12 protein-coding genes are annotated in these 13,472 nt (G+C 64.5%); 7 read left to right on the forward strand and 5 right to left on the reverse strand.

All coding sequences use genetic code 11. The features are described 5' to 3' along the window. Window positions 1–53 precede the first annotated feature (53 nt). Window positions 54–605 (reverse strand): molybdenum cofactor biosynthesis protein B, encoded by a 552-nt coding sequence (gene moaB / locus AC1Q67_RS13525; protein ID WP_492235905.1) that lies wholly within the window; start codon window positions 603–605, stop codon window positions 54–56. Between the two features lie 5 nt (window positions 606–610). Further along, window positions 611–1,555: a KPN_02809 family neutral zinc metallopeptidase gene (ypfJ, locus tag AC1Q67_RS13530; protein WP_492235906.1), complete on the reverse strand. Its 945-nt coding sequence runs from the start codon at window positions 1,553–1,555 to the stop codon at window positions 611–613. A gap of 377 nt (window positions 1,556–1,932) precedes the next feature. Here ypfJ and AC1Q67_RS13535 point away from each other — a divergent pair, with 377 nt between their 5' ends. Continuing rightward, a complete protein-coding gene (locus tag AC1Q67_RS13535) occupies window positions 1,933–3,063 on the forward strand; it encodes a site-specific DNA-methyltransferase (RefSeq protein ID WP_492235907.1) in 1,131 nt (376 codons plus the stop codon). Window positions 3,064–3,077: 14 nt separating this feature from the next. Here AC1Q67_RS13535 and AC1Q67_RS13540 read toward each other — a convergent pair whose 3' ends face one another. Further along, on the reverse strand, window positions 3,078–3,257 hold the full coding sequence (locus tag AC1Q67_RS13540) for a DUF1127 domain-containing protein (RefSeq protein ID WP_492235908.1): 180 nt from the start codon (window positions 3,255–3,257) through the stop codon (window positions 3,078–3,080). A gap of 49 nt (window positions 3,258–3,306) precedes the next feature. After that, complete coding sequence (locus AC1Q67_RS13545) at window positions 3,307–3,735, reverse strand: nuclear transport factor 2 family protein (protein ID WP_492235909.1); 429 nt, start codon at window positions 3,733–3,735, stop codon at window positions 3,307–3,309. A gap of 92 nt (window positions 3,736–3,827) precedes the next feature. Here AC1Q67_RS13545 and AC1Q67_RS13550 point away from each other — a divergent pair, with 92 nt between their 5' ends. Further along, window positions 3,828–4,754: a LysR family transcriptional regulator gene (locus tag AC1Q67_RS13550; RefSeq protein WP_492235910.1), complete on the forward strand. Its 927-nt coding sequence runs from the start codon at window positions 3,828–3,830 to the stop codon at window positions 4,752–4,754. A gap of 72 nt (window positions 4,755–4,826) precedes the next feature. After that, window positions 4,827–6,116, forward strand: coding sequence for a flavin-dependent oxidoreductase (locus AC1Q67_RS13555; protein ID WP_492235911.1), 1,290 nt, complete (start codon window positions 4,827–4,829; stop codon window positions 6,114–6,116). 158 nt (window positions 6,117–6,274) lie between these two features. Here AC1Q67_RS13555 and mutY read toward each other — a convergent pair whose 3' ends face one another. Further along, complete coding sequence (gene mutY, locus AC1Q67_RS13560) at window positions 6,275–7,411, reverse strand: A/G-specific adenine glycosylase (RefSeq protein ID WP_492235912.1); 1,137 nt, start codon at window positions 7,409–7,411, stop codon at window positions 6,275–6,277. A 29-nt stretch (window positions 7,412–7,440) separates the two neighbouring features. Here mutY and AC1Q67_RS13565 point away from each other — a divergent pair, with 29 nt between their 5' ends. The 4 genes from AC1Q67_RS13565 (at window position 7,441) to AC1Q67_RS13580 (ending at window position 13,423) form a co-directional block, all read left to right on the forward strand. Further along, the gene (locus AC1Q67_RS13565) at window positions 7,441–7,920 is read left to right on the forward strand and encodes a DUF721 domain-containing protein (protein ID WP_492235913.1); all 480 of its coding nucleotides are present in this window, start codon (window positions 7,441–7,443) and stop codon (window positions 7,918–7,920) included. 119 nt (window positions 7,921–8,039) lie between these two features. Then, complete coding sequence (locus AC1Q67_RS13570) at window positions 8,040–8,696, forward strand: DsbA family protein (RefSeq protein ID WP_492235914.1); 657 nt, start codon at window positions 8,040–8,042, stop codon at window positions 8,694–8,696. A 239-nt stretch (window positions 8,697–8,935) separates the two neighbouring features. Beyond that, window positions 8,936–12,400 carry a chromosome segregation protein SMC gene (gene smc / locus AC1Q67_RS13575; protein WP_492235915.1) on the forward strand — a complete coding sequence of 1,155 codons (3,465 nt, stop codon included), beginning with the start codon at window positions 8,936–8,938 and terminating at the stop codon, window positions 12,398–12,400. Between the two features lie 33 nt (window positions 12,401–12,433). Further along, window positions 12,434–13,423 (forward strand): small ribosomal subunit Rsm22 family protein, encoded by a 990-nt coding sequence (locus tag AC1Q67_RS13580; protein ID WP_492235916.1) that lies wholly within the window; start codon window positions 12,434–12,436, stop codon window positions 13,421–13,423. Window positions 13,424–13,472 lie beyond the last annotated feature (49 nt).

A 13,472-nucleotide genomic window follows, 5' to 3' on the forward strand; every position in this document is an offset into this window, starting at 1 on the left:
GGAGGGTCTTTGCGTGGCTGGTAAAAACTCTCAGCCAACGATAGTTGCCGGTCCTACTTCGCCTTGCCGCGCTTCAGATGCTCGTCCAGCCGCGGCATGATCTCGACGAAGTTGCACGGCTTGGTGCGGTAATCGAGTTGAGCCGCCAGAATGCCGTCCCATCCGTCACGGCATGCCCCCGGCGAACCCGGCAGGCAGAAAATATAGGTCGCACCGGCAACGCCGGCCGTGGCGCGGCTTTGAATCGTCGAGGTGCCGATCTTGGCGTGGCTCAGCATGTGAAACGCGATCGAGAAACCGTCCATCCGCTTCTCGAACAGCGGCTCGACGGCTTCAGGCGTCACATCGCGGCCGGTGAAGCCGGTGCCGCCGGTGGTGATGACCACATCGACGCCGGGATCGGCGATCCACGCTCTCAGTTTCGCGCGAATCGCCTCGACATCGTCGGTGACGATGTCGCGGGCGGCGAGACGATGGCCTGCCGCCGTCAACCGGTCCACTAGCGTCGTGCCGGATTTATCGTCGGCGAGCGCGCGCGTATCGGACACGGTCAGCACCGCGATGTTGAGCGGGATAAAAGGACGGGCATCGCTGGCTACAGACATGACGGCTAAAGCTGCACGCCGGGCGCGAACGTGTTGCAGGCCTGCACGCTGCCCTGCTGGTAGCCGGTCATGAACCAGCGCTTGCGCTGCGCGGCCGATCCGTGCGTGAACGAGTCGGGCACGACGCGGCCCTGGGCCTGCCGTTGCAGCGTATCGTCGCCGATCGCGGACGCGGTCTGCAACGCCGCATCGATGTCGCCTGCTTCGAGGAAGCCGGGCCGCTTCTTCTCCTCGCGATTGACCCACACGCCGGAGAGGCAGTCCGCCTGCAACTCAACGCGGACCTGGATCGCATTCGCCTCGGCCTTGCTGCCGGCCCGCTCCTGCATCTGGCGCGCCTTGTCCAGGATGCCGAGCAGGTTCTGGATATGATGGCCGGCTTCATGCGCGATGATGTAGGCCGCGGTGAACTTGCACGCATTGCCGGAGCAGCCGCGGAACCGGGTCTCGACCTCTCGGAAGAATCCGGTGTCGAGGAAAATCTGTTTGTCCGGCGGACAATAGAATGGGCCCATGGCCGACTGCGCCATGCCGCAGCGTCCGCCATTGGTGGCATTGCGGAACAGCACGATGCGCGGCCCGCGATAGGTCTGACCGCTGGCCGAGAAGATTTCGCTCCAGCGGTCGTCGATTTCGCCGAGCACGCCGGCGATCATGCTGCCCATCTCGTCCGTCGGCGCTCCGGCCTTCGGCGGGGTGCTGGTGCGGCGGTCGGTTTGATAGGTGGGCGCCTGCTGACCGCCGGTGAGAATTTCCGCGCCGCCGATCAGAATGCGCGGGTCGATTCCAACCGCCCAGCCGATCAGGCCGAGCACAATGACGGTGCCGATGCCGAGACCGCCGCCTCCGCCCATCGGAAATCCGAAACCGCCGCCTCCGCCGCCGAAACCTCCGCTGTCGTCGCGGCGGTCGTCGATATTGTCGCTGCGGCGAAAGTCATCGTAACGCATCGGAAATCTCCTCAACCGGCAAGCGCGTCATGGCGACACGCAACGGAGCCGCAAAGTAACTGTTAACGATTCATACCGCGCCCGGCAAAAATTGCCTAGTGCGGCATTTCGATGTGTTTCCACTCCGTGACATGAATGCGGGCTGAATTCCGCAGTGAAACACGCGCTGCACCGGCAATTCCAGCCGTTGACTGCATGGCAGCGGCGCATGTGCGTCTTGCAATTCGCGATGCGCACGACGTTTCGGAATCAATTTCGAATTCGTCACAAATCTTTTTGCGATTAAGCCGATTTTTACCTTGGGCATTCATGGTGATGACAGTCGGATTTGTTGGTCCCGCGTCGCCGACTGCGTCGCCTGAGTCAGGTTTTGAGTCATGGTAGTGTCGCGTCGCGGGGCGTCTGCAAAGGCGCCCCGCACTCAATTTGAAATGCCCAGTTCGCATATCGTCGTCGGCGATTGCGTCGCCGAGATGTCAAAGATGCAGGCCGGCTCGGTCGACCTGGTCTTCGCAGATCCTCCGTACAATCTGCAATTGAAGGGCGATCTCAAGCGTCCCGACGAATCGCATGTCGATGCGGTCAACAACGACTGGGACAAGTTCTCCTCCTTCGCCGCCTACGACGACTTCACGCGTGCTTGGCTGCTTGCCGCCCGCCGCATCATGAAACCGTCGGCGACGATCTGGGTGATCGGCTCCTATCACAACATTTTCCGCGTCGGCGCGATCATGCAGGACCTCGGCTTCTGGGTTCTCAATGACATCGTGTGGCGCAAGACCAACCCGATGCCGAATTTCCGCGGCCGCCGCTTCACCAACGCCCATGAGACGATGATCTGGGCGGCGCGCGACGAGAACGCCAAGGGCTATACCTTCAATTACGAAGCGCTGAAGGCGGCCAACGAGGACGTGCAGGCGCGTTCCGACTGGTTGATCCCGCTTTGCACCGGCGACGAACGCCTCAAGGGCGGAGACGGCAAGAAAGTTCATCCGACGCAGAAGCCGGAAGGTTTGCTGGCGCGCGTGCTGCTCTCGTCATCGAAGCCCGGCGACCTCGTGGTCGATCCTTTCAACGGCACCGGCACCACCGGCGCTGTCGCCAAGCGCCTCGGCCGTCGCTATGTCGGCTTCGAGCGCGATCAAACCTATGCAACGGCCGCCGAAGCGCGCATCGCCGCCATCGAACCGCTGCCGGAAGCGACCCTGGCTCCGTTCATGACCGCGCGCGGCGCACCGCGCGTCGCATTCTCCGAATTGGTCGAGCGCGGCATGATCGTGCCCGGCACCAAGCTGGTCGATTCCAAGAAGAAGCACGCCGCGCTGGTGCGCGCCGACGGCGCCATCATGCTCGGCGACAAGGTCGGCTCGATCCATCGCATGGGCGCGCTGGCCCAGGGAGCCGAAGCCTGCAACGGCTGGTCGTTCTGGCACGTCGAGACCAAGAAGGGTCTCAAGCTGATCGACGAACTGCGCGCCGAAATCCGCAGCGAGATGGCGGCGGGCTGACCCGCCGTCCATCGTTACGCCCGCCAAAACGGCTTTTCGATCTCGAACGCGATCTCCGCCGAGCTCATTCCCATATCATTGTGCTGCCGCTCGCTCATCGCTCCGAGTTCGCGGCGATCGCGGATACGCCTGTGCCACGTCCTGACAATGCTCAGGACACCGCGAACGCCGTCGCGTATCGCGATCGGCAGCACGAGCCGGTTCGCACGTTGCCTCGCACCCGGACAAACGCGATCCAACGTTTCAGCTCACCGCCCGTAGTTGCGATTTCGGAAACGGACCGAGCACCCGCTCGACCAGAGCCGTGTCACAGTACTCCTTGATCTGCGTGATCCTACCGTTCTGAACACGCCAGACCATGCAGTACTCGTTGTCGTAGCGATCGCCTGATTTTGTGACATTGTCGCCCTTTGCCTCGACCACGACGGTGTCGCCCTCGGCGATGAAGTTGAACGCCAGCGTACGCGGGCGATCCGCCAGCAAGGCTCGCAAATGCGCGAACAGGCCGTTCGTGATGGCATCCTTGCCCTTGAAGCTGCCCGACCATGAGCACTGGCCGGTCTGCACCCACACCGCATCGTCCGCGAGATGATCGATGAAGGTCGTCCCGCTGCGGCTCGCGCTGTCGGTGAAAATCTGCTGGATCAGTTTCTTGTTGGCTTCGGCACTCATCGGTTCCATCCTGTGCTTGAGTTGATGGAGGGATGATGGGCCTGGCATCGGTATTCTTCCAATCGATGCTTCGTATGATATATATTCTCCGGATGAATTTAGCCTCGCTCGATCTCAACCTGCTGGTCGCTCTCGACGCGCTGCTGCTCGAGGCCAATGTCGGCCGCGCGGCGATGCGGATCGGCCTGTCGCAGCCTGCGGCCAGTCACGCGCTGCGGCGGCTGCGCGATGTGCTCGGCGATCCGCTGCTGGTGCGCACCGGTGCACGGATGGAACTGACGCCGCGTGCGCAGGCGCTGCGTGCGCCGCTGGCGCAGGCGCTGGATCAGGTGCGCAGCCTGTTCATGCCGGACGAGTTCGATGCCGCGCGCAGCGAGCGGCGCTTTCGGCTGATGATGCCGGACCTCGCCGTCGAACTGTTGATGCCGCCGCTCATGAAGAAGCTGGATGCTGTAGCGCCCGGTGTGCGGATCGACGTGGTGCCGTGGCGCGGGCCCGCGATCTTCACCGCCGAATTCGCCCGCACCATCGACATGGTGATCAGCATCGGCGATGCCTTCAAGGGATTTCACCGGCAACTGCTTTACACCGACTCCGATGCGCTGGCCGTGCGGCGCGGACATCCTGCGGGCGCGCGATTGAAGAACAAGGAGACGTTCTTCAAGGCGCGGCATGTCGCAGTCATCATTCGCGGGCAGAGCGAGGACCTGATCGACACCTGGCTGCGCAGCAAAAGCCAGGAGCGGCGGATCGCGCTTGTGGTCCCGAGCTATATCGAAGCGCTGCATGTCGCCGCGCGCACCGACCTCGTCGCCTTCGTGCCGCGGCGTCTGATCGCCGCGCTGTCGAAGCAACTGTCGCTGACGACGGTCGCACCGCCGCTCGATCCAGGGATCGACGAACAATTCATGTTCTATCCGACCCGCGCGCAGATGGACCCCGGTTCGATCTGGCTGCGAACCATGATGCTCGGAATAGGAAAAAGTTTGGGGCGGATTGATGGAAAGGCCCCGCGTTAGTCCCATACTTTTTCGCAGTTGCACCCTCATCGTTTCCCATGTCATGACGCAGGTCAGTCACAGGAGCTTATCATGACGGTTCTTATCGCGGGGGGCGGGATCGGCGGGCTGACGCTCGCACTGAGCCTTCACCAGATCGGTATTCCGTGCCGCGTGTTTGAAAGCGTGCCGGAACTGAAGCCGCTTGGCGTCGGCATCAATGTGCTGCCGCATGCAGTGCGCGAACTGATCGAACTCGGCCTGCTCGAGAAGCTCGATGCCGCCGGCGTCAGGACGAAGGAACTGTCGTACTTCTCCAAGCATGGAAAGCCGATCTGGAGCGAACCGCGCGGGATAGAGGCCGGATACAAGTGGCCGCAGTTCTCGATCCATCGCGGCACGCTGCACCAGATCCTGCTCGACACCGTTGTTGAGCGTCTCGGCGCGGACAATCTGCTCAACAGTCATCATGTCACGAGCTTCACCGACTCGCCCGAAGGCGTATCGGCGAATTTCATCGACAAGGCCACCGGCAAGGATGTCGGCACCTACGATGGTTCGCTGCTGATCGCTGCCGACGGCATTCACTCCGCCATTCGCGCCAGGCTCTATCCCGACGAAGGCCCGCCGATCTGGAACGGCCGCATTCTCTGGCGCGGCATCACCGAGAGCGACGCGTTTCTGTCCGGCCGCACCATGATCATGGCCGGCCACGAGGTTCTGAAGTTCGTCTGCTATCCGATCTCGAATGCGCCGCTGCCGAACGGCAAATTCCGCATCAACTGGATCGCCGAACGGCTGCTGCCGCCGACTTACTCGTGGCGCCGCGAGGACTACAACCGCGCAGCCAAGCTCGACGAATTCCTGCCCTGGTTCGAGGACTGGACGTTCGACTGGCTCGACGTGCCCAGCCTGATCCGCAAGTGCGCGCACGCTTACGAATATCCGCTGGTGGACCGCGACCCGATCGACCGCTGGACCTTTGGCAACATCACGCTGCTCGGCGACGCCGCGCATCCGATGTATCCGATCGGCTCCAACGGCGCGTCGCAGGCCATTCTCGATGCCCGCGTGCTGACACGGGAAATCCTCAGGCACGGGGAAACAGCAACCGCGCTTCAGGCTTATGAAGCCGAGCGCCGACCCGCGACCACCGAACTCGTCAAGCTCAACCGCCGCAACGGACCAGAGCAGGTGATGCAACTGGTCGAGGAGCGCGCGCCGAACGGTTTCAATGTGGTGACCGAGGTCATGTCGCAGCAGGAACTGGAAGACGTTGCCAACACCTACAAGCGCGTTGCGGGCTTTCAGGTCGACGCGCTCAACGCCAAGCCGCCGATCGTGCCGAAACCCGAGACATCGTTCCTGTCGAGCGCCGGATGAATCAGGAGGCGCGGCATGCTCTCAGGATCAGCCGCGCTTTCATCCACTGGCGCCGGCTGGTTGCGATCAACGCCGCGATCATCATCGGTTACGCGATCTAGACGACAAGCGCGCGCTTGCCTGCGCCATCGTTCTGACCGTGATCCCGCGCGTCGGCATTATCCGGCCTTTCTGACGCGGGACGGCTTGTTCGGCGGATCGAGGGCGAGCCCGTGCGCGATCACCTTGCGCATCACGTTCGGCAGCGCCTCATCCTTCAGCGTCGCGACCGGCACCCAGCGCATGCCTTGTGGTGCGCGGGTGCGCGCGGCAACGCTCGCGGTGTAGACCACAAGCTCAAGCGGGAAATGCGTGAACACATGTGTCACCACACCCGCCTTGCGATGCCAGCGCGGCACATTGATCGCCGGAGCCTGTTCGCGCGCATCCTTGTCGTCATGACCGGCCAGCCATTCGGAGGTCGGCACTTCCGTCATGCCGCCGAGCAATCCCTTTTCCGGCCGCGTGCGGACCAACAGTTCATCGCCGCGGGTGACGACAAAGGCCGCGCCGCGCCGCAGCGTTCCGGTTTTCTTCGGCGCCTTGCGCGGAAACGTCTCCTGATCGCCCCGCAGGCGCGCGGCGCAGTTGTCGTTGAGGGGACAGAGCGCGCAGGCGGGCTTCTTCGGCGTGCAGATCGTGGCGCCGAGATCCATCAGTGCCTGGGCGCTGTCGCCCGCGCGTGAATCCCAGAGCAGCGTCGCAGCCAGTTCCTGAATTCGCGGCTTGGATTTCGGCAGCGGCTCCTCCACCGCGAACAGCCGCGACACCACGCGCTCGATATTGCCGTCCACCGGCATGGTCTGACGGTCGAACGCGATCGCGGCAATCGCCGCCGCCGTGTAGGGCCCGACGCCCGGCAGCGTCCGCAGACCCTCTTCGGTATCGGGAAACGCGCCGCCATGCTCGCGCAGCACCGTGACGGCGCAGGCGTGGAGATTGCGCGCGCGGGAGTAGTAGCCAAGCCCCGCCCACATCCGCAGCACATCATCCTGCGAGGCCGCGCCGAGCGCCGCCACCGTCGGCCAGCGCGCGGTGAATTTCTCGAAATACGGACCGACCGCTTTCACAGTCGTCTGCTGCAGCATGATTTCCGACAGCCACACCCGATAGGGATCGCTTGTGCGACCGGGCAGCGCGCGCCACGGCAATTGCCGCCGATGGCGGTCGTACCAGGCGAGCAACAGCACCGGGCGATCGGCTTCGGCGTTGTCCTGAGATTTCTTCCGCCGCGCGGCTGCGCCTGATAAGGTCATGGGATAATATGTACCGACGATAGCCGCTCATGAACAAGCCCGGTCCCCTCACTGCGAAGCCGTTATCCGCATTGCTCGGCAGTGCGATCAACGACGTCTTCGCCAAGCAGGGCTTTGCTTCGCGTGAACTGGTGACGCGATGGGCGGAGATCGCCGGTGCCAACGTGGCGGCCCATTCGGAACCGCTGAAAATCCAGTGGCCGCGGCCGGTCGAGAACCAGCCGCCCGAACCGGCCACTCTGGTGCTGCGGGTCGAAGGCCCGATGGCGCTGGAAATCCAGCACACCTCGGACGTCATTCTGGAGCGGGTCAACCGCTTCTTCGGCTGGAACGCGGTGGGCCGGATCGCGCTGCGCCAGGCGCCGCTGTCGCGAAGGCCGAAGCCAAAGTCCAGAAAGGCGCCCGACCCGAGCGCCGTCGCCGAGGTCGAAGCCTCGCTGGGCACCGTGGAAGACGGCGATCTGCGCGCGGCACTGGCGCGGCTGGGCGCATCGATCAAGCGAAATTGAGCCCTATGTGACGGCGCCTGGCTTCGGCCCGGCATTGCCACAATCATGGTTTCAAGCTAGCGAAACGTTCCCCATCAGGCGTGACAACGCCGTTCGCACGACTTTCCCGGAGCAGACCGTTGAACATCACGCGCCGCACCTTCACCGCCGCCCTGTCCCTCGCCGGCGCCACCGCCGCACTGGGTCTTTCCCCGTGGGGGCTTTTCAGCCCGGCGAATGCCCAGACCGCCGCCGAGATCAGTCAGGCCGGCGAACTCGGCGACATGGCGCTCGGATCGAAGGACGCCCCCGTCACCATCATTGAATACGCCTCGATGACCTGCCCGCATTGCGCGGCGTTCACCAAGGACGTGTTCCCGCAGATCAAGACCAACTACATCGACACCGGCAAGGTGCGTTTCATCTTCCGCGAATTCCCGCTCGACCAGGTGGCGCTCGCCGCCTCCGCGCTGGCGCGCTGCGTCGCCAAGGACGATGCGCCGAAATATTTTGCGATCGTCGACATCCTGTTCAAGCAGCAGAACGATCTGGCGTCGGACGCACTCGGCACCATCAACCGCGTCGGCAAGCAGGCCGGTTTCAGCGAGCAGATGATCAAGGACTGCGTGCAGAGCGATCCGAAAATCCAGAAGGGCATTCTGGATGTGCGCGAGCACGCCTACACCAAGCTCAAGGTCAACTCGACACCGTTCTTCTTCGTCAACGGAACTGTGGTGAAGGGCGAGACCTCGTTCGAGGCCTTTGAAAAGATGATCAAGCCGCTGCTCAAGAGCTAAGCGCGTCGAGCGGAACCGGTCCGGTTCCACGGACACTCCGCCCGAAACACACTGAAATCCCTCGGAAATCCCTTTAAATCCCTTGGGAAAAGCCCTGCTGGCCGGTTGCCCTGCGGGGCCGGCCTCGCCATTGTGCGGACAGTTCGAGGCGCATTCCGCGACTCAGCTATACTGGCACAGGCCTGCTATGACCTTGCCCCGGCTGCACAATTTGCCCCGGCCAACAGAGCACCGATTGCATGAAACTCACCCGCCTTCGCCTTCACGGTTTCAAGTCCTTCGTTGAGCCGACCGACTTCCTGATCGAGCCGGGCCTCACCGGCGTCGTCGGCCCCAATGGTTGCGGCAAGTCGAACCTCGTCGAAGCGCTGCGCTGGGCGATGGGCGAAACCTCGCACAAGTCGCTGCGCGCTGCCGACATGGACGCCGTGATCTTCGCCGGCTCCGGCAACCGCCCCGCGCGCAATCACGCCGAAGTGGCGATGACCATCGACAATTCCGATCGCTCGGCGCCGTCCGCCGTGAACGATCAGGACATGCTGGAAATTTCCCGCCGCATCGAGCGCGAAGCCGGTTCGGTCTATCGCATCAACGGCAAGGACGTGCGCGCCCGCGACGTCCAGATCCTGTTTGCGGATGCCGCCACCGGCGCGCGCTCGCCCGCCCTCGTCCACCAGGGCAAGATCGGTGAAATCATTCAGGCGCGTCCCGACCAGCGCCGCCGCGTGCTGGAAGACGCCGCCGGCGTTGCCGGTCTGCATGCGCGCCGTCACGAAGCCGAACTGCGCCTCAAGGCGGCCGAGACCAACCTCACCCGCGTCGAGGATGTGATCGGCCAGTTGGCGAGCCAGATCGAAGGCCTCAAGAAGCAGGCGCGGCAGGCGATCCGCTATCGCGAAGTCGCCGCCAAGGTCCGCAAGGCCGAGGCCATGCTGTTTCACCTGCGCTGGATTCAATCTCACGCCGATGTGGCCGAGGCCGGCCAGACCCATGACCTGAACGTCCGCGAACAGGCCGAGCGTACCCTCCAGCAGGCGGAAGCCGCACGCATCCAGGCGATCCGCGCCGCCGAACTGCCGGGCCTGCGCGACAGCGAAGCGCGCGCCGCCGCCGGATTGCAGCGCCTGACCAATGCCCGCGAAATGCTCGACCGCGAGGAAGCACGCGCCAGGGAGCGCGTTACCGAACTCGACCGGCGGCTGACGCAGTTCGCCGCCGATATCGAGCGCGAACAGCGGCAGCTGTCCGATGCCGACGTCGCGCTGGCGCGGCTCGAATCCGAAGACGGCGTGCTCAAGGACGAGATCAGGTCGCGCGTCGACAAGCGCAGCGGCGCCGACGAGCGCGTGTCCGAGGCGGAAGCGACGCTCGCCGCCGCCGAACGCACCTTCTCCGAACTGACCACCGCGCTCGCCGACCTCACCGCCAAGCGCAACCAGATCGAAGCCAACGTCCGCACCCATCGCGATCGGCTGGCGCGGCTCGATCAGGACATCGTCAACGTCGAAAGCGAGGTCCAGAAGCTCGCCGCCGAAACCGGCGGACTTGGCGATCTCAATGAGCTTGCGGCCGCGGTGGAAGCCGCAACCGAAACCGTTCTGATGTCCGAAGCGACCACCCAGGCCAGCGAAGCCGCGCATGTCAGCGCGCGCGCCGCGCTCGAAGCATCGCGCGCACCGCTTGCCGATGCCGAGAAGCGCGTGCAGCGGCTGGAGACCGAAGCCAAGACGATCTCCAAGATCGTCAACGGCGAAACCAAGAACCTGTGGCCGCCGATCATCGACGGCGTCAATGTCGCCAAGGGCTTCGAAAAAGCTCTGGGCGCAGCGCTGGGCGACGATCTCGACGCACCGGTCGATCCGACCGCGCCGATGCGCTGGTCGAGCCTCGGCGTGATCGAAGGCGATCCGTCGCTGCCCGACGGCATCGAGGCGCTTGCAGCGCATGTCACCGCGCCGCCGGAACTGGCGCGGCGTCTGGCGCAGATCGGCATCGTCAGCCGCGAACGCGGCGCGCAGCTTGCGCCGCAATTGAAGACCGGCCAGCGGCTGGTCTCGCGCGAGGGAGACCTGTGGCGCTGGGACGGCTTTGTCGCCGCAGCCCATGCGCCGACCGGCGCCGCACGCCGGCTCGCCGAACGCGCCCGTCTTGTCGACATCGAAGCTGAAATCGAACAGGCGCGCGCTGACGCCGTCGCCAAGCGTCAGGCGCTCGAGAACGCCGAGACCGAACTCAAGGCTGCGGCAATGGCAGAGAGCGCGGCCCGCGAGGCCGCCCGCGCCGCCCAGCGCGAAGCCAACACCGCGCGCGAGAAGCATGCGGCCGCCGAGCGCGAAATCAACCGCCACGCCTCGCACCGCTCCGCGCTCGACGAGCGCCGCACCCGCCTCACTGCGGACCGCGCCGAGGCCCATGCCGCGTACGAGACCGCCACCGGCGCATTGAGCGAACTGCCATCCAGCGCCGAAAACGAGGAAAAGCTCGCTGTCGTCCGTGCCGACATGGACGGCCACCGCCGCCTCGCCGCGCAGGTTCGCGCCGAAGCACAGGCGCTCGCCCGCGAAGCCGAATTGGCCGACCGCCGCGTGCAGGCGATTCTCGCCGAGCGCAACGAATGGCAGAGCCGCAAGGAAAACGCCGCGTCGCAGATCGCGACGATTGAGACCCGCATTGTCGAGGTCAAGACCGAGCGCACCGAGCTTGAAAACGCGCCGGAAGTGTTCGCCGAGAAGCGCAGCGCGCTGATCAGCGAAATCGAGCACGCCGAATCCGACCGCCGCATGGCGGCCGACGCGCTGGCAACCGCCGAGACGGCGATGGCGGAAACCGACCGCGTCGCCCGCGCCTCGCTTGATGCACTGTCCGCATCGCGCGAAGCCTGCGCCCGCTCAGAAGAGCGCATGGAAGGTACCCGCCGCCGTCTCGAAGACATCGAGCGCGAAATCCGCGACATGCTGGAGGTCGAGCCGCATGGCGTCGCCGCCCTTGCCGAGATCACGCCCGAGACCGAACTTCCGGCGGTGACCGACGTCGAAGCCGATCTGGAAAAGCTGCGCCGCGACCGCGAGCGCCTTGGCGCCGTCAACCTGCGCGCCGAGGAAGAACTGCGCGAGGTCGAGGCCCAGCATCTCAACCTCACCACCGAGCGCGACGATCTGGTCGAAGCCATCAAGAAGCTGCGCACCGGCATCCAGAGCCTCAACAAGGAAGCGCGCGAGCGCCTCCTGACCTCTTTCGAGACGGTGAACAACCACTTCAAGCGGCTGTTCACCGAACTGTTCGGCGGCGGCCAGGCCGAGCTGACCCTGATCGAAAGCGACGATCCGCTCGAAGCGGGTCTCGAAATCATCGCCAAGCCACCCGGCAAGAAGCCGCAGACACTGTCGCTGCTCTCCGGCGGCGAGCAGGCGCTGACCGCACTTGCGCTGATCTTCGCGGTGTTCCTCACCAACCCGTCGCCGATCTGCGTACTGGACGAAGTCGACGCGCCGCTCGACGACCACAATGTCGAGCGGTTCTGCAACCTGCTGCATGAGATGACCTCGTCCACGGAGACGCGCTTCATCATCATCACCCACAACCCGATCACCATGGCGCGCATGAACCGGCTGTTCGGCGTTACCATGGCGGAGCGCGGCGTATCGCAGCTGGTGTCGGTCGATCTCGACGGCGCGATGAAGGTTCTCGACCAGAACGTGGCATAATATACCTCGGGCCGGAGCGGCCTGAGGACTTTCATGACGCCAGATCTCCCCGCCGAACTGAAAGCGGCTCTCGCCCGCAAGGCCGAGGGCCTGTCGCGCAACGACGCCGCACAGCGCGCGGATGCGATCTCGCGCACCTATCGCGATGGCGGCGGCTCGGACCGCATCAGGGCCGGCGGGGACGCACTGGCCTATGCGCTGGCGCGGATGCCGGGGACTTATGCCGCGATCGCCGCGAGCCTGAATGCGCTGATGGAAGTCACTCCTGAGTTCACACCGCGCAGCCTGCTCGATGTCGGCGCGGGACCGGGCACGGCGACATGGGCCGCGAGCGAAGCCTTCGCCTCGCTCGATACATTCACATTGCTCGATGCCAATACGGCCCTGCGCGATCTCGCGACCGAACTTGCACAGTCGCATCCGCGCCTCGCCGCGATGCGCTACCACGCCGGTCACGCCCGGAAGGTGGTTGCCGAAGCATCCGAAGCTGATCTTGTGATCGCCAGTTATGTCATCAACGAACTGGGCGAGAACGAACGCGCCGCGCTCGCCGACGCCATGTGGGCGAAGACAAGCGACACGTTGCTGGTGGTCGAACCCGGCACCCCGGCGGGCTATGCGCGCATCATCGATCTGCGCGCGCGGCTGATCGCCAGGGGCGCTCATGTGATCGCTCCCTGTCCGCATGAGGCAGCCTGTCCGCTGACCAGACCCGACTGGTGCCACTTCACGCAGCGCCTGCAACGCTCGCGCGCGCATAAACACCTCAAGGGCGCGGAGCTTCCCTATGAGGATGAGAAATTCAGCTACGTCGTTCTGTCCCGCACCGCTCCGGTACAAAGACCCGCGCGGGTATTGGCGCAGCCGCTCATCACCAAGATCGCCGTGACCGCAAAAATCTGCGCCGCAGATGGAATAAAGACCGAGAGCGTCCCGCATCGGGACAAGGCTGCCTACAAGCGCGCAAAGAAATGGAATTGGGGCGATGCGATTTTCCCCGAGAACGGCATCGGCGTGGAATAATTCTCTCCTGTCGGAGTTTGTCCTGATGACGCGTTCGCGTCCGACGCAA

It is taken from the genome of Afipia sp. GW823-FHT06G09 (genome assembly GCF_058794875.1).